Here is a 15724-nt window from a genome sequence, read left to right on the forward strand (position 1 = left end):
ATTTACTAGTCTCTGCTCTGAATTGCACGTTACGGCTATATAACTCAAATGCGTATTGCATAAAAAAAGGAAATGCCAGCCGACATTTCCTGATACGATCTAGGCGAGTTGGGTCAAGAGTGGTTTTGCCTTGGCATTATCCAATGGCAAGTAAGCTGGACCAACAGCTGCGCGATCGATCGCTAAACTATAATTGCTTGTGAGTGAAGGGACCATTTTTGAAAGCTCATTCAATTGTTCCGAGACAAAGCGAGAAAAGGAGAAGTTGCGTTGCTCTTTCATCGTTTTTTCAAGATCAATATTAAAGGTCACATCTAAAAAGCAACCGCTTTCCTTATCGGATAAACGCCACGCTTTACTGTGGTTCTGTCGTGATTCAATTTTTTCAACTACTGTTTCGGTCATATAAAGCCCCTCCTAGAAAAATCTTTAGTTGTGTTGACGTCTATACCATACTATGGATCAGAATATTTTGCAAGCGTTTTATATTTTATGATAAGCAAATCAGTAGAAATCATTATTTCAGGGTCCCAAATAGCGGGGGTCTAAGGACTTATCTTTAATGTTTAAGGTTGTTTTAAGGAAAAATCTGTAAACTATACCAATTTTTGGAGTTTTAAAAAGTCACTAAGTATCTGTGCAAGCGCTTTAAATAAAAGTGCAAATGCGGTAAAATAAAAGTAGTTAAATAACGCATTTATAAGTGAGATTTGGAGGAGATTTTTGATGGATATCTTTAGAAAAGAGCTTGATACCTATGATGGACATACGGTGACCCAGATCACTTTGGTCAATGATAACGGAGTCGAGATCTCGTGTTTGACGATGGGTGCGATCTGGCAAGCTTTCAGCGTTCCAAGTGGTGCAGGTAAGAAGAACTTATTATTGAGTTTTGAGCATACAAAAGATTACTATGCTAATGCGCAAAATATCTGTAAGGCGATCGGTCGGGTCGCTGGACGGATCGCCCACGGGAAGTGTGAATTAAACGGCGAGCAAGTTCAATTACCACAAAATGAAAACGGTAATACGTTACACGGGGGCCAAAACGGATTTAGTACTTATAATTGGAACTATACCACTTCACGTAATAAAAATAGTGTGAGTGTTATTTTCCAAAAGAAGATCACCGAAAAAATGGATGGTTTCCCAGGAAATATTTTGGCAACGATCATCTATACGCTAAATAACAATAACAAAGTGACGATCTCCTTTAGTGCATTAGGGGGCTCAAAAGATAGTTTGTTCAACCCAACAAACCATGTATACTTCAATTTGAGCGACCGCCAAGATCTTTCCAGCCACTCACTTAAGATCAACAGTAGTGCAACGTTAGAGACGGATGAAAATAATATTCCGACCGGACGGGTCAAAGAAGTTGAAGCTACACCGCTAGATTTTAGAGACTTCCGCAATGTCAAAGCGGCAGCCGATGAAGCTGATGGCTTTGATGATGCTTTTGTAGTCAATCAGCCGGGCAAAGGGACAGAGCCGATCGCTGTTTTACGGGATGAAGACAGTGGCCGCCAGATCACGATCGATTCCGATCGCAACGGCTTGGTAATGTACAATATGCCAGCTTTAGATACTGAGATCAAGTTCTCACGTGATCAAGGTAAACCAGCGATCCCAGGTGAAGGGCTAGCGCTTGAAGCTCAAACTTTACCCGATGCGATCAATCAAGAAAACTTTGGCGATATCGTCTTGCCAAAGAACGGTAAGCGTTCATATCACATCCAATTTGCATACGATAAGATCAAATAGCTGTTTTAGGGCCGTGTTTTATAAAAGCACGGTCTTTTTTTGAAATATTCAACTTACTACATTTATCAAGTATTAATGGTATACTTAAATTATTATCTTTAAGTAAGGGGAAAGTTTATGGATCTTTGGAAAAAGTTTATCAATAATGTCTCCTTGAGACGGTTTGTCGTCTTACTAGGCATCATTGGTATTTTGTATGCTTTACGTAGCTTGATCAGTATCATTTTGCTGACGTTTATCTTCACATTTCTAGTTGTACAGCTGACAAATTACATTCGGCGATATGTGAAGATCCCATCGCAATTGATCGTGATCGCGACCTATCTATTGTTCATCGGTTTTATCTATTTGGCTGTGACGATCTATGTGCCTAAACTCGCTATCCAAACTGAAGCAATGATCAATTCACTCTTGCGTTTTTATCAGCATCCACCGCATGGAGCGCAAGATCTGATCCACTATATCGACCGCTATTTTGGCAAGGTCGATATCATGCAACAGTTCAAGGGCAGTTTTGGGATCGCACTAGGCTATCTTAAGAGTTTGGGCTCGATCGGCTTTACGTTTGTGATGTCGTTATTGTTGAGTTTCTTTTTTACGATCGAAAAAGACGATCTCTATGGTTTTTCCAAGGGCTTTTTAAGTGGGCCATTTGCATGGTTATTCGAAGATATTTATCATTTTGCTAAGATTTTTGTAAACACTTTTGGGGTCGTACTTGAAGCTCAATTTGTGATCGCAGTCGTCAATACGGTGATCACCACGATCTGTTTGGCGATCATGAACATGCCCCAACTGCTTAGTTTAGGGATCATGGTCTTTGTTTTGAGTTTAGTCCCTGTGGCTGGGGTGATCATTTCCGCGATCCCGATGATGTTTATCGGCTATTCGGTCGGTGGGTTGCGCTATGTCTTTTATATTGTTATTATGCTAGTCGTTGTTCACGCTTTGGAAGCCTATGTTTTAAATCCGAAATTCATGGCTAGCCGTACGGAATTACCGATGTTTTATACCTTTGTCGTCTTATTTGTTGCGGAACATCTTTTTGGTGTTTGGGGCTTGATCGTGGGGATCCCGATCTTTACCTTTATGCTAGATGTTTTAGGAGTAAAACCGGTCCATTCCAAGGGTGAACGTTTGAAGAAAGTTAGAAAGTTGGAGCGTAAAAATGAATAAGCAGGAATTTTTGGCAGAATATGCTGTTGCCCGTAAAAATACTGATTCGGTCAAGTGGGATAATTTAAAAGAAACTTTCGATGCAGAAGATCTATTACCACTTTGGGTCGCTGATACTGAATTCAAAGCACCAAAAGAAGCGCTTGAAGCTATGACAAAACGGATCGCGCATGGTGCTTTTGGCTATTCCTTAACACCAGATGCGTATTTTGAAGCTTATTTCAAATGGCAAAAGGAACGTTATGGGATCGAATTGCATCGCGAATGGATGCGTTTTGGCACGGGGGTCGTGCAATCTTTGAGCACGCTAGTCAACTTATTGACACAAAAAGATGATGCTGTTTTGGTCTTACAACCGGTGTATTATCCATTTATGAAAGTCATCGAAAATAATGAGCGTAAACTAGTTGTTTCTGAGCTCAAACATGAAGCGGGAGTCTACTCAATGGATCCAGCTGATATCGAAGCAAAGATCACTGAAGAGCAAGTGAAGTTGTTGATCTTATGTTCACCACATAATCCAGTCGGACGTGTCTGGTCTGAAGCAGAACTAGCTGAGTTACTCGAACTTTGTCGCCAAAAGCAAGTGCTTGTGATCGCAGACGAGATCCACCACGACCTTTTGTTGACGGATAAACCATTTGTTTCAGCTTTAGAGGTCAGTGAAGGTAAGTATCGTGATAATTTAGTCGTTGTCGATGCGCCCTCGAAGACCTTTAACATGGCAGCTCTTCAAAATAGTCATGTGATCATCCCTAATCCCCAAATGCGCCAGCGCTATGATAAGTTAGTTGAACGTTTAGCTGCTCCAGCCGGTAGTATTTTAGGCAAGGTAGCTGCAGCTGCTGCCTATGAACATGGTGCTTCGTGGCTTAAAGGTCTATTGGAGACGATCCAAGCTAACTATGACTATGTAAAAGAAAAGCTAACTAAAGCTTATCCACAGATCGTCATTTCACCGTTAGAAGGGACCTATCTAATGTGGATCGATCTTAGTGCAGTCGTGGATCCAGCTAAATTAGAGATCTTTATAAAAAACAAAGCTGGCCTAGCAGTCGATTTTGGCACTTGGTTCGGTGCTTCCGGTGCTGGGCATATTCGGGTCAATTTAGCAACGACACCTGAAAATATTGAGCGTGCCGTGACTGCTTTGGTGAAAGCTTTAGATGAAAATCAAAGCTAAATTCACTAAAGCACTATCAATTTTTTGGATTTCAGTGTAAAATATCTTTGTATCATAAACATAAGAAAGAGGTTTTTACTAAATGGCAAAATTAGTATTTATCCGTCACGGACAAAGTGAATGGAACTTAGAGAACCTTTTCACAGGTTGGGTAGACGTCAACTTGAGTGAACAAGGCGAACGTGAAGCTAAGGAAGCTGGCCACAAGTTAAAAGAAGCTGGTATCGAATTTGACCAAGCTTACACATCTGTTTTAACACGTGCCATCAAGACTTTGCACTTCGCACTTGAAGAATCAGGCCAATTATGGATCCCTGAAACCAAATCATGGCGCTTAAACGAACGTCACTACGGTGCATTACAAGGCAAGAACAAAGCTGATGCAGCTGAAAAATACGGTGACGAACAAGTTCACATCTGGCGTCGTTCTTACGATGTATTGCCTCCATTATTGGATGCAAACGATGAAGGTTCTGCAGCAAACGATCGTCGTTACGCAGAATTAGACCCACGTATCATCCCTGGCGGTGAAAACTTGAAAGTCACATTGGAACGTGTTATCCCATTCTGGGAAGACAACATCGCTCCAGACTTGTTGGATGGCAAGAACGTTATCGTTGCCGCACACGGTAACTCATTACGTGCCTTGACAAAATACATTGAAAACATCTCTGATGAAGACATCATGGACGTTGAAATGGCAACAGGTCAACCAGTTGTTTATGAATTGGACGACAACTTGAACATTGTCTCCAAAGAAAAGCTTTAAGATAAAGCCTTTCGATAAAAGAAGCGTGATCTCCGAGCGAGACCACGCTTTTTTGTGTATCGTGACGATTCATGACGAATTGATGTCAACTTAGGACAAATGTTGGAAATGACAGGAGATGAGTTGAAATATATACCCTAAGCTCCCTAAGTCCATAATAGATACCTAAAAAACTGATTGATGTTAGTAATCGCAGTTTGTAAAATTAAGTTAGAAAAATAAAAAGCCATTTGTGATAGACTTTTGAGTATCAACAAACAAAAGTAAAGGAAAATCACAAATGACCTATAATCATCTTACCATAAGCGAACTGTCCTTCATACAAAATTTTTGGAATCAAGGGGTTAAAGCCTATATTGTAGCTAAAACCTTAAAACGTAGTGCTGAAACTATTTATCCAGTATTTCGTTTTTTATATGCTGGGAATTCGATCTCTGAATACTATGAAAACTATCGGGCTAATAAATCTAGATCCGGCCGTAAACCCATCGTATTACCTAATGATGAGCTTGAGTACATCAAGGAAAAAGTTAGTCTAGGTTGGACCCCTGATACGATTATCGGACGTAATGAAAAACATATCAGTTGCTCAATGCGTATGCTTTATCGTATCTTTAAATGCTCTAAAGACCTAGATGTTACCTCGCTACCAATGAAAGGAAAAAGGCATCCAAATGGTTACGTTGAACGCCGTGGAAAAGCTGGACGACTAGGTCGGACTCTTTTAAAGCGACATCAGGACTATCCCAATTACCATAATGAATTTGGACATCTTGAAGCTGATACGATCCAAGGTAAAAACCACCATGGTGCAGTAATGACATTAGTTGAATGGAAGTCTAAGGCTGTCATCATTTTGAATACACGCCATAAGACGGATAAAGCTATCTTTGAGAAACTTGATGCTTTACTTTCTGTTACTCCTAAAGGACTCTTTAAATCGATCACTTTTGATAATGGTAAGGAATTTTCTAAGTGAAAGATATCGCTAATAAGCATGATATCAGTACCTACTTTGCCGATGTAGGTGCACCTAACCAACGAGCGTTAAATGAACAGACAAATGGATTACTTAGGAAAGACGGACTAGGAAAAGATATGGATCTCAGTGATCTCCCCACTGACTATGTCCAACAAGTAGCTAGTTATAGGAACAATATTCCACGTAAAAGTTTAAACTATAGAACCCCACTAGAAGTATTCATAAAGTATATTACGAATGAGCAAGTAGTTTTTTTCTAACTTGATTTGACAATTCAAGTCTATTTAAACTGTATACTTGACGAACCCCAGTGCCCGAAATAGGTGGCTTTTAGGATTTTAAAAGAAATCAGTTCTATAATAAATTAAAAATCGTGTTGGTAGAAAAAATCGTCTACTTCTACCAACACGATTTTACAAAGAGCCAGTACTTAAATCTCTTTTTCTCCTGTAAAACTATTGTATCTTGATACTTTAAGGAGTTTCAATCATTCGATCTGTTAACCGTTATTTTTTGGGGTCTAAACTTAATAACATAGCATTAATGGCGACGATGACTGTTGACACAGACATTAGGATTGCTCCTAATGCAGGGCTTAATGTGATACCAATGGGAGCCAAAATTCCTGCAGCTAGAGGGATAGCTATAAAGTTATAACCAGCTCCCCAAAATAGGTTTTGTTTCATTTTACGAGTTGTTTTGTGTGCTAATTCAATGAATGATTCAATATCTCCTGGATCGGATTGAGTCAATATGACATCAGCTGAATCCAATGCAACTTGAGTTCCAGCACCTATAGCTATACCAACATCTGCTAAGGCAAGAGAAGGAGCATCATTTACACCATCACCTACCATGATAACTTTCTTTCCTTCATCTTTAAGTGTTTTAACTAACTCATATTTGTCTTGTGGAGATTGATTTGATCTATATTCAATCCCTAAATCTACTGCCGCGCCTTGAGCCGCTTTTTCATTATCACCTGTTGCCATAATTGGTTGAATATTGTTCTTTTTAAGAGCTTTAATTAACTCTTTACTCGTTGGTTTTAATTCGTCCCCTAAAGCTACAGCACCAATGGCATCATCGTTTTCTACTAAGATACTAAGAGTTGCTCCTTTTGGAATATCCATATCAAGATTACGTCCATAGGCTTTTTGACTGATTAATTGGTAACGGTGCCCACCTGCTTTACCCTCTACTCCAGCACCGGAAATCACATCAATCGAATCAAAAGATGCTGGACGTATATTTTGCTGCTCGGCGAAACTTATAATTGATTGAGCAATTGGGTGGCTAGATCCTCCTTCAATACCTGCCAATAAGGCAATGATTTCCTCTTTTGTATATTTGTCATTAAGAAGTTTTACATCTAATACTTTAAATTCACCAGTTGTTAAAGTACCCGTTTTATCTAAAATCATCACATCTGCATCTTGAGCTATTTCTAAGGCTTGGCGGTCTTTTACTAGTAAGCCACGGCTAGCTCCTAAGCTTGTGCTACGGGCGGTTACCAATGGAATAGCCAGCCCCAATGCGTGCGGACAAGCAATAACTAATGTAGTAATAGTAAATATAACTGCCGCTGGTACATCTTCTATAACCATCCACACTACAAAAGCAATTAGCGCGACAATAACAGCAATATAGAAGAGCCACCCTGCAACTTTTTGAGCAATATTTTCTGCTCTGGAAGGCTGACTTTGAGCTTGGCTGATTAAAGTCTGTACTTGAGAGATGAAGGATTGATCACCTGTCTCATTCACTTTAATATAAAGAACCCCTTCTCCATTTGTTGAGCCTCCGATTACTTCATCGCCAGGGCCTTTTTTTACTGCTTTTGACTCCCCAGTTAGAAGAGCTTCATTTAAACGTGATTCGCCACGCTCGATAATCCCGTCTGCTGGCACATTTTCTCCGGCTTGAACACGAATTAAATCACCTACCTTTAAGTCAGCAACTGGTCGTGTTTCAATTGAATCGTCTTCTAATACAACGTGAGCATCTTTCGGCACTAACTTAGCCAATTCTGCTTGTGCGTCTCCTGCTTCTCCAATAGCTTTCATCTCAATCCAGTGACCTAATAGCATGATTAATAGTAATGAAGCAAATTCAAAGAAAAAGTCCATCACGTGTTCACCCGTTACGTAGGTAATGATCACAGCATAAATACTGTATAAATATGAAACACTTATACCTAAAGAAACGAGTGCCATCATTCCAGGTTTTTTTTGTTTAAATTCGTCAACTGAACCTTGATAGAATGGACGTCCACCATAAATAATTAATATAGTAGATAAAATAGCTACTACAATATCATAATATGGAAAAGTAAACTGGAATGGTAGTTTAAATCCATGTATAGGGGATAAGAGCATAATAATGATTCCTAGTGGCAATGACTTTAAGAAAAGTTCCTTAAAGCTTCCGTGATGATGGTGGTCATGCCCACTGTGCCCGCTGTGCCCACTGTGCCCACTGTGCCCGCTGTGATCATGCCCAGCATGATGTACTTGATGGTGATTATGGGACGAATATTTGTTGTCATTATTCATTTTAAATTCCTCCTTATGCTTAATGATGATGTAAATGACATTCGCATTGTCCTTCTGGACAATTGCAATCCACTTCTTCTACTGCGAAAGATTTTTTCATCTCTAATATTTTTTCTAGTCGATCTATATCATCGAAGCTTAAAACATGATCTTCAATGATGCTTCCTATTACATTTCCGACTTTCTTATTGCAAATACGGTTAAAAATATCTTCTGCATAATCCCTTACGGCTTCTGTCTCTTCAATATTAGCAGTGTAAATAAACTTTCTACCTTCATGCTCTGTATTTAGTACGCCTTTTCCAACTAATCGACCTAAGATCGTTTTGATAGTGGATTGTGTCCAGTCCATTTTTTCTTGCAATACGGAAATGACTTTTTTACTAGTTACTCGATCATTTGCCCAAACTACACGCATGACTTCCCATTCTGCATCTGTGATATGAGTATTAAATTCTATTGTGCTCATTCTCCTTTCCTTCTAGTTGTCTACAGATGTAAACAAATATGTTCAAAGTAAGTTTACCATTGTAAACGAATTATATCAAGTCTTTTTTTGTTCTTGGTCTTGGCATAATATTTCCTCCTACTGTCAATTTGATATTATGTATCCAGATTATTTGCAAGGAACACAAATGACTCAAAATTTAAACGCTAATTAAATATATATTTTTATATTGAGAGCAAGTTACTAGTTAAGTAGCTCGCTCTTTTTATTTGGTATGAAATTAGGCAGTTGTGGATTTTATCTAATTGGAAAGGAAGAGGTAACATGAGAAGAAAGAAGATTAGCTTTGTTAGACTTAAACAGGAAAAGTTATGTATTAAGGGATTGGAGGAGCTAGAAGCAAAACCAATCTCTTCACCCTATGACATTAAAGATCTAATGATGCCATTCTTTAAAGACTTAGATAGGGAAATGATGTTGGTACTCGGTTTAGACACAAAAAATAAGCCGACTGTCATTAGTGTAATTTCGATAGGGACATTAAATCAGGCGACAGTTTCAACAAGAGAAATTTTTAAGACATTGCTATTAGCAAATTCGATCCGATTTATTATTATCCACAATCATCCCTCAGGAGACACCACTCCGTCTGAAAATGATCTGAAATTTACGCGAAAAATAAAGGAGGTTGGAGAGTTGATGGAAGTGTATCTTCTAGACAGCATCATTTATGGTGATGATCTTAGGAGTTTACGAGCAAATGATTGGAGGGGGATAAGTATTGGTAGGATATGAATTAGCAAAAAGAGAGTTGATTTTAGAACTTGAAACGATAATGCATGTAACTATTGATGAAGAACGAATGGTATACGAAACGCTTATGCTAGAACGATGTGAATTAGATAAAGTAGTTTAGAAGTTAGTCCCCAAAAACGAGCATTATGTGGTTCTGTTGCAAAGTTTTAAATAAAGAATAAAATTCCTTACGGTATCTATGATTTAAGCTGGGATTCCCAATAATACCTTGATTTCAGTACAGACCGAAAACCCGAAGAGAGTGCCTTCTTTTCGGGTTTTCTTATATAATCCTCGAATGGCTTCCATGCCTTTAATCGTGGTAGAGGCAGTGCGTAAACTTCGATAGAATTTATTGCGTCTCTTTACTGGACGATGGTCTTGTTCAATCAAATTATTCAGGTATTTAATGGTACGATGTTCTGTCCCTTGATAAAAGCCGTATTCTTTTAGTTTCTTAAAGGCACTGGCTATAATGCCCTCTAAGTATACAGATGAAATAGAAAATTCATCTTATACTTGGAGGGTATTTTATATGTCTAGGAAATCAAAATACAGTGCAGAACAAAAATTAGCTATACTAAATGAACTAACCCGTTCTAATATTAGTGAGGTGGCTAAAAAGTATGCAGTGGGCAAGAAAACTATTAGAACTTGGGGGTATCTATATGAATATCAGGGCATTGATGGCTTACGATCTACTCACAATAATCATAGATATTCAAAGGAATTTAAATTATCTTTGGTCCAACAGTATCAAAAATCAGACGCGTCGCTTGAAATATTCGCGATCAAGCATGGGCTAAAGTCCAAAACACAACTATCAGATTGGATTATGCAGTATAATGAATCTAACTTAAAGGCCTATACGCCAAGAAAGCGAGATTCAAAAATGAGTGGACGAAAGACTGACTTTGAAGAACGACTTACTATCATTGAAGAGTTGATTAAGCATGATGTGAACTACAATTGGGCAGTTGAAAAATACCATATTAGTTACCAACAAGTTTATGGCTGGTATCAAAAGTATCGCAAAAGCGGTAATGACCCAGAATCACTTCGTGATCGCCGAGGCAAAGCTAAGCCAGAAGAGAAGTGGACGGAAGTTGACCGACTCAAGGCAGAGAATCGCTTATTAAGGGCTCAGCTAGAAAAGCAAGAGATGGAGATTGCATTCGCAAAAAAATTAACAGAAATACGCAATCGGGAGGTGGAAAAGGACTCCGGTACCAAGCCATCAAAGAACTAAATCAAGAAAATGGATGGTCAATTAGCCAGTTGTGTAAAATAGCTGATTCTTCGCGAGATGGTTATTACAAATGGCTCAATCGAAAGCCAAGTCAATATCATAATGAGCAAGCAGAGTTACTTGAAGCGATTGTAGAGTTAGAAGAAGAACATAATTGGACGCTGGGATATTTAGCGATGACTACACAGTTAAGCTTTGAAAACCGTTTAAGCTTTACCGCTGGATTAAAACGAATAACTAACTGCATGCGTAAGCATGGAATTAGAGCAAATATTAGGAAGAAGAAGCGCAATCGAATTCAACGCCATGAAGAATACATCAATGACAACTTATTGCAGGGACAATTCGACCGTGAAACTAAAAATGAAGTGTGGGTTACCGACACAACGGAAGTAGCCTACGGCGAACACACACTTCATAAAGTACGAGTACACGTTATTTTAGATTTATATGGTCGTTACGCTTTAAGCTACAATATTTCAGACACAGAAACTTCATCAGCAGTAATTGAAACCTTTAATCGTGCTTTTACGGTTGAACCTGATGCGCAACCAATGATCCATACTGACCGCGGGTCAGCTTACTGCTCAAGTATGTTCAACGACTACTTAGCCTCTAAAAATTGTATTCATAGTATGTCGCACCCCGGTCATCCTTGGGAAAACTCACCCATAGAGCGTTGGTGGAATGACTTCAAGCTAATCTGGATTAACAAACACCCTCGTCCTAAGACGCTAGCAGAGCTAGAACAACTCGTCAAAGGAGCCATTGAATACTTTAATACCAAACGCGCTTACACAAGCAAAAACGGCTTGACCGCGGAACAATTCCGCAATCAAGCCGCCTAAAATTTTTATCTATTTGATCTGTATACTTGACGGGACATAGTGCCACTTGTAATAGAGGGGGCTTTATCTGTGACTACAACCTTCGGTTCATCAAACTGCTTCACTAACCGCTTAAGAAAAGCATAGGCTGCTTGTGTGTCCCGTTTTTTACGTAACCAAATATCCAAGGTTAAACCATCTGCATCGATGGCTCGATACAAATAATGCCATTTTCCTTTAATTTTGATGTACGTTTCATCCATTTTCCATGGATAATGAAGTGAACCCATAAAGTTGGACACTCTATTTAGACTATATTTCTTAAGGCAAGATGTCGGTATTCTACCGGTGTCTTGCCTTTTAGTTTGACCTTTATCCGTTCGTTATTGTAATAGCTGATCCAGCTGATCATTGCTTTGACCAACTCTTCTTGTGTTGTATATTCTTTATTGTGATATAGCTCTACTTTCATTGTGTGGAAAAAACTTTCCATGGGTGCATTATCTAAGCACGTTGCCCTACGAGACATGCTTTGAAAGATCCTATTTTCTTTTAGCTTCTTTCGCCATTGGACACTCTGATATTGGACACCTTGATCGCTATGGAGAGTCATACGATAGTTTAATTTAGGTCTAAGTTTTATCAATGCATCCAACGGTTTTACCACGAAGTCTGTTGTTGGATGCTTACTGATACTATAGCTTACTATTTCATCTGTACATAGATCTTTGATAGGTGAAAGATAGACACGTTCTTCTTGTGTCTTATTTCCATACCTAAATTCACTTACGTCGGTCACCATTTTTTGAAATGGTAAATGTGTATCAAAACGTCGATGTAATAAGTTCTTAGCTTTCTTACCTTGTGGTCCAAGGGCAGAATTATATTTTCGCCTTTGTTTATTATACATATGCGCTGATAGATCATTTTCTCGCATGATGCGACTAACACGCTTATGATTTACTTTTATGCCTTGAGATCGTAATTTCAGTGTTACTGTACGATAACCAAAACACGGGTGCTTTGATTTGACCTCCTTTATAAGCTTTAATAGCTCCTCATCTTTATTTTTTCGCCTGTTTATTCGTTGGGCTTGATAGTAAAATGTACTACGTTTAAGACTAGTGTAAGGTAGTATTTCATCCAATGTATATTTAAATTTTTGCCTTAGTTCTTGGATGATTTGATATTTTTCTTGCGATGTCCGCGCTTCTGAACCAAGGCATCGAGTTTTTTTAAGTATTCATTTTCAACCCGTAAAGCACGATTCTCAGCTCGTAAACGTTCTAATTCAGATAATTCTGATTTTTCTGCTTGTTTATTATTGTTGGTCGTCATGTGTTTAGCCCGTCCTCTTCTAGTAAATAAGGCATCAACACCTTTAGTATCCAATTTACGTTGCCAAGTCGCGATCGTCCCAGGATTACTTATATCAAACTGAAGTGCCGTTTCCGGATAGGAAGCCTTATGCCTTTTTCTCCAGTTTAAAACGTTGAGCTTAAAATTTCCATCGTAATCGTATTTAGGGTAGCGAACTTTTAACCCATCAATACCATATTTTTGATATCGTTTGACCCACATAAGGATATTTGAGTGATTCTTCACTTTATAAACTTTAGCTACTGTGTTACTTCCATATCCTCTTAGATACATATTTACAGCCCGCAACTTATCCTCAAAAGAAAATTTAGTCATAGTAAAACCCCCTAAGTTAGATTCCTTTGTCCAACTTAGGGGGTTCACTTCATAAAAGGATTTTTTATTTTTCTTTTTCCAAATTTGATAGAGTAGTTTGCCATATTCTTGCACCCAACGATAAATCGTCGTATGAGAAACGTTAATGCTACGATCATATAAGATTTTTTGAACTTCACGATAGCTAAGGTTATAACGAAGATAGTAGCCCACGGCTACAATAATCACATCCTGCTGAATTGCTTTCCTTTAAAATGATTCATCGTCATTCCTCCTGCTATCTTTTTCTATTATTCTACCTTATTTGATAGTAGATTTAAAACTTTGCAACAGAACCAGTTGGTATATACGTATACATTGGGTACTATTATTTTAAAAGACGGGACTTTTGAAAATGATTAAATTTGGGGGCTATCTTAACATAATATGGTAATGATCGCTTCAGACAAACCATCATGATAGAAAAAAGCAGCGTGCTTATTAAAAACGCTGCTTAATTATCTGTTTGTTGGAGATATTTGATATAATTTGTGCCCCATTCTTCGATGCTGTCGAGGACTTTTTTGAAAGCCTCTCCTTGTGGGCTCAAGTAATATTCGACTCGTGGGGGGACCTCTGGATAGACTTGACGTTTTATCAATTTATCTTTTTCTAATTGCCGTAATTGTTTGGTGAGCGTGGTTTCGGCAATATCGGGGAGTAATTTTTTTAGCTGTCCGAAACGTTTAGGTCCATCTTTTAAAAAGAATAAAACTAAAACGGCCCATTTTCCAGAAACAACTCGACTCGTGGTCGTAAAAGGACATATCATAAATAAAGGATCGCGTTCATTAGACATACTAGATAATTTTTTCTCCTTTCTTTTTGTTGTTAATAATGAATACTAGCGAAAAAGTTAGTAGCTTCACTTAAATATAGTACTTTAAATTATTTACTGATTTTATTATATTAAAATAGTAGAACGTTTTCAAAAAAGAAATATTTTGGAGGATAATATATGAGTAATCTAGATGTGTTTAACGCTTACAACGAAGCTTTGATAGCAGGGGATTTTGAAGCAGTTTTTAAAACGATGGCAGATAATATCGTTTGGCATCAACCAGGCAAAAATAAATTATCAGGCAAGATCGTAGGCAAAGAAGTTTTAGGAGCTCATTTAGCAAAATTTGGGGCTTCAACAAATGGTACGTTTAGAGTTTTGACCAACTGGGTCTCTGATAATGATGATTTAGTAGCAGCCAATGTTACTTTTAAAGCTGAACGTGAAAATGGTGATGATCTTGATATGAATGGGATCGACCTTTTCAAGATCAAGGATGGTAAGATCGTTGAAGTTTGGCTATTTTCAAGCGATCAAGCTAAAGAAGATATTTACTGGGATAAATAATAAGACTAAAGAGGCTGTGATATAAGTCTTTAAAATACGGTCGTAAATGGACTTTAAAATTGTTCATTTACGACCGTTTTGTATATTATAGATAAAAAAGCCCCTGTTTTTTGCATAAGCTATGTTATACTAGCGATGAAATACGCAACCGTAGATAATGTCATCAACACAAGGCAACTGAAGAAAAAAAGTGATGAGCGATCATTTTCCAAAAATGTCATACCAAATGTGATGGTAAGCAAAAGTTCTGGATGAAAGTTGAAAGTATGCAATAAAAAATGTAAGATGAGAAAAACGAAAAGCAACACTATTTGAATTTTTTGTAAGACTTTAAATCTCATACACAATTATCCTTTATATCTTTAATTCCTAATACTTCCGAACTTAAATCCATAACGATTTTACCAAATTGTTGGAAATTTTCTTGTGAGCGTCCCCCCTTGATGATTTTCATCAAAACGTTAGCTGCCTTACGAGCACCACCAGTGGCTCTTACAAACTGTTTTACTTTTGCAAGTTTAGCTACACCAAATGCCGTAGAGACTACTACCCAACTAATAGAAGCTATGCATCCAGGAAGATCACGCTTTGTTTTCTCGCCAGAAAATTTTAGATTAACATCATTTTCAAGCATAAACTGTTTAATATCACGTTTATTTCTGCTTTAAAGTAATTCATCTGGAAGTTTCTCGACTGCTGTAAATAATTGAACCATAGAGTCTTCTGATAATTCAGAAAAAGAATTATTTTGAGATGCTTGATCTGCTTCTAATTCACTAGCTTTTACAGTTAGTGCAGGTGTAATTGAAAGTATGGTAAAATATACGATCACAAATTTAAAAAGTTTTTTATACATATATTATTTTCCCCCTCCTATGGTGTCTGCAGATATTT

At 37.9% G+C, this 15724-nt stretch carries 17 protein-coding genes and 4 pseudogenes; 10 read left to right on the forward strand and 11 right to left on the reverse strand.

What is annotated here, in order from left to right:
* Positions 1-99: 99 nt before the first annotated feature.
* The gene (locus CPS94_RS10740; RefSeq protein WP_004050454.1) at positions 100-405 is read right to left on the reverse strand and encodes a hypothetical protein; all 306 of its coding nucleotides are present in this window, start codon (positions 403-405) and stop codon (positions 100-102) included.
* A 321-nt stretch (positions 406-726) separates the two neighbouring features.
* On the opposite strand from CPS94_RS10740, the gene CPS94_RS10745 reads away from it, so the two are divergent.
* The 5 genes and pseudogenes from CPS94_RS10745 to CPS94_RS10765 all read left to right on the forward strand — a co-directional run bounded on the left by CPS94_RS10745 (position 727) and on the right by CPS94_RS10765 (position 6134).
* Complete coding sequence (locus CPS94_RS10745; RefSeq protein ID WP_056960308.1) at positions 727-1764, forward strand: aldose epimerase family protein; 1038 nt, start codon at positions 727-729, stop codon at positions 1762-1764.
* A 117-nt stretch (positions 1765-1881) separates the two neighbouring features.
* On the forward strand, positions 1882-2940 hold the full coding sequence (locus tag CPS94_RS10750) for an AI-2E family transporter (protein WP_004050451.1): 1059 nt from the start codon (positions 1882-1884) through the stop codon (positions 2938-2940).
* The gene (locus tag CPS94_RS10755) at positions 2933-4123 is read left to right on the forward strand and encodes a MalY/PatB family protein (protein ID WP_004050449.1); all 1191 of its coding nucleotides are present in this window, start codon (positions 2933-2935) and stop codon (positions 4121-4123) included. The genes CPS94_RS10750 and CPS94_RS10755 overlap by 8 nt, the downstream gene beginning before the upstream one ends.
* Positions 4124-4205: 82 nt before the next feature.
* Entirely contained in the window at positions 4206-4892 is a 687-nt protein-coding gene (locus CPS94_RS10760) for a 2,3-diphosphoglycerate-dependent phosphoglycerate mutase (protein WP_004050447.1), read from the forward strand.
* A gap of 280 nt (positions 4893-5172) precedes the next feature.
* Positions 5173-6134: pseudogene (locus CPS94_RS10765) on the forward strand (IS30 family transposase).
* Between the two features lie 246 nt (positions 6135-6380).
* On the opposite strand, the gene CPS94_RS10770 reads toward CPS94_RS10765, so the two are convergent.
* On the reverse strand, positions 6381-8429 hold the full coding sequence (locus CPS94_RS10770) for a heavy metal translocating P-type ATPase (protein ID WP_004050440.1): 2049 nt from the start codon (positions 8427-8429) through the stop codon (positions 6381-6383).
* Between the two features lie 19 nt (positions 8430-8448).
* A complete protein-coding gene (locus tag CPS94_RS10775) occupies positions 8449-8898 on the reverse strand; it encodes a CopY/TcrY family copper transport repressor (protein ID WP_004050438.1) in 450 nt (149 codons plus the stop codon).
* A 303-nt stretch (positions 8899-9201) separates the two neighbouring features.
* On the opposite strand from CPS94_RS10775, the gene CPS94_RS10780 reads away from it, so the two are divergent.
* Together CPS94_RS10780 and CPS94_RS11740 are read left to right on the forward strand one after the other, a co-directional pair.
* On the forward strand, positions 9202-9672 hold the full coding sequence (locus CPS94_RS10780) for a JAB domain-containing protein (protein ID WP_004050436.1): 471 nt from the start codon (positions 9202-9204) through the stop codon (positions 9670-9672).
* Positions 9659-9793: a hypothetical protein gene (locus CPS94_RS11740; RefSeq protein ID WP_004050434.1), complete on the forward strand. Its 135-nt coding sequence runs from the start codon at positions 9659-9661 to the stop codon at positions 9791-9793. Before CPS94_RS10780 ends, CPS94_RS11740 begins: the two co-directional genes overlap by 14 nt.
* 83 nt (positions 9794-9876) lie before the next feature.
* Here CPS94_RS11740 and CPS94_RS10785 read toward each other — a convergent pair.
* Positions 9877-10146 (reverse strand): annotated as a pseudogene (locus CPS94_RS10785) (DDE-type integrase/transposase/recombinase); the annotation flags it as partial.
* Between the two features lie 61 nt (positions 10147-10207).
* Between CPS94_RS10785 and CPS94_RS10790 the strand changes: the two are divergent.
* The gene (locus tag CPS94_RS10790; RefSeq protein ID WP_004048385.1) at positions 10208-10921 is read left to right on the forward strand and encodes a helix-turn-helix domain-containing protein; all 714 of its coding nucleotides are present in this window, start codon (positions 10208-10210) and stop codon (positions 10919-10921) included.
* Entirely contained in the window at positions 10858-11769 is a 912-nt protein-coding gene (locus CPS94_RS10795) for an IS3 family transposase (RefSeq protein WP_112193163.1), read from the forward strand. Before CPS94_RS10790 ends, CPS94_RS10795 begins: the two co-directional genes overlap by 64 nt.
* Positions 11770-11795: 26 nt before the next feature.
* Here CPS94_RS10795 and CPS94_RS10800 read toward each other — a convergent pair.
* The 5 genes and pseudogenes from CPS94_RS10800 to CPS94_RS10820 form a co-directional block, all read right to left on the reverse strand.
* A pseudogene (locus tag CPS94_RS10800) lies at positions 11796-12023 on the reverse strand (DDE-type integrase/transposase/recombinase); the annotation flags it as partial.
* A gap of 32 nt (positions 12024-12055) precedes the next feature.
* Complete coding sequence (locus CPS94_RS10805) at positions 12056-12991, reverse strand: IS3 family transposase (protein WP_112193146.1); 936 nt, start codon at positions 12989-12991, stop codon at positions 12056-12058.
* Complete coding sequence (locus tag CPS94_RS10810; RefSeq protein WP_004047940.1) at positions 12916-13443, reverse strand: helix-turn-helix domain-containing protein; 528 nt, start codon at positions 13441-13443, stop codon at positions 12916-12918. The genes CPS94_RS10805 and CPS94_RS10810 overlap by 76 nt, the downstream gene beginning before the upstream one ends.
* A gap of 51 nt (positions 13444-13494) precedes the next feature.
* A pseudogene (locus tag CPS94_RS10815) lies at positions 13495-13706 on the reverse strand (IS6 family transposase); the annotation flags it as partial.
* Between the two features lie 230 nt (positions 13707-13936).
* Positions 13937-14281, reverse strand: a complete 345-nt coding sequence (locus tag CPS94_RS10820; RefSeq protein WP_004050430.1) for a winged helix-turn-helix transcriptional regulator — start codon at positions 14279-14281, stop codon at positions 13937-13939.
* Positions 14282-14440: 159 nt separating this feature from the next.
* Between CPS94_RS10820 and CPS94_RS10825 the strand changes: the two genes are divergently transcribed.
* On the forward strand, positions 14441-14830 hold the full coding sequence (locus CPS94_RS10825) for a nuclear transport factor 2 family protein (RefSeq protein WP_004050428.1): 390 nt from the start codon (positions 14441-14443) through the stop codon (positions 14828-14830).
* A gap of 337 nt (positions 14831-15167) precedes the next feature.
* Here the strand turns inward: CPS94_RS10825 and CPS94_RS10835 are convergent, their stop codons facing one another.
* Together CPS94_RS10835 and CPS94_RS10840 are read right to left on the reverse strand one after the other, a co-directional pair.
* The gene (locus CPS94_RS10835) at positions 15168-15464 is read right to left on the reverse strand and encodes a hypothetical protein (RefSeq protein WP_004050425.1); all 297 of its coding nucleotides are present in this window, start codon (positions 15462-15464) and stop codon (positions 15168-15170) included.
* 30 nt (positions 15465-15494) lie between these two features.
* Entirely contained in the window at positions 15495-15686 is a 192-nt protein-coding gene (locus CPS94_RS10840) for a hypothetical protein (RefSeq protein ID WP_004050422.1), read from the reverse strand.
* Between the last annotated feature and the right edge of the window lie 38 nt (positions 15687-15724).

Source organism: Ligilactobacillus murinus, assembly GCF_003288115.1.
In the GTDB taxonomy this organism is placed as follows: Bacteria; Bacillota; Bacilli; order Lactobacillales; family Lactobacillaceae; genus Ligilactobacillus; species Ligilactobacillus murinus.

Coding starts and splice junctions, on each gene's coding strand:
- CPS94_RS10780 (WP_004050436.1), top strand. CDS start 9,202: ATGAGAAGAAAGAAGATTAGCTTTGTTAGACTTAAACAGGAAAAGTTA.
- CPS94_RS10820 (WP_004050430.1), bottom strand. CDS start 14,281: ATGTCTAATGAACGCGATCCTTTATTTATGATATGTCCTTTTACGACC.
- CPS94_RS10770 (WP_004050440.1), bottom strand. CDS start 8,429: ATGAATAATGACAACAAATATTCGTCCCATAATCACCATCAAGTACAT.
- CPS94_RS10740 (WP_004050454.1), bottom strand. CDS start 405: ATGACCGAAACAGTAGTTGAAAAAATTGAATCACGACAGAACCACAGT.
- CPS94_RS10790 (WP_004048385.1), top strand. CDS start 10,208: ATGTCTAGGAAATCAAAATACAGTGCAGAACAAAAATTAGCTATACTA.
- CPS94_RS10810 (WP_004047940.1), bottom strand. CDS start 13,443: ATGACTAAATTTTCTTTTGAGGATAAGTTGCGGGCTGTAAATATGTAT.
- CPS94_RS10745 (WP_056960308.1), top strand. CDS start 727: ATGGATATCTTTAGAAAAGAGCTTGATACCTATGATGGACATACGGTG.
- CPS94_RS10750 (WP_004050451.1), top strand. CDS start 1,882: ATGGATCTTTGGAAAAAGTTTATCAATAATGTCTCCTTGAGACGGTTT.
- CPS94_RS10760 (WP_004050447.1), top strand. CDS start 4,206: ATGGCAAAATTAGTATTTATCCGTCACGGACAAAGTGAATGGAACTTA.
- CPS94_RS10755 (WP_004050449.1), top strand. CDS start 2,933: ATGAATAAGCAGGAATTTTTGGCAGAATATGCTGTTGCCCGTAAAAAT.
- CPS94_RS10825 (WP_004050428.1), top strand. CDS start 14,441: ATGAGTAATCTAGATGTGTTTAACGCTTACAACGAAGCTTTGATAGCA.
- CPS94_RS10840 (WP_004050422.1), bottom strand. CDS start 15,686: ATGTATAAAAAACTTTTTAAATTTGTGATCGTATATTTTACCATACTT.
- CPS94_RS10835 (WP_004050425.1), bottom strand. CDS start 15,464: ATGCTTGAAAATGATGTTAATCTAAAATTTTCTGGCGAGAAAACAAAG.
- CPS94_RS10775 (WP_004050438.1), bottom strand. CDS start 8,898: ATGAGCACAATAGAATTTAATACTCATATCACAGATGCAGAATGGGAA.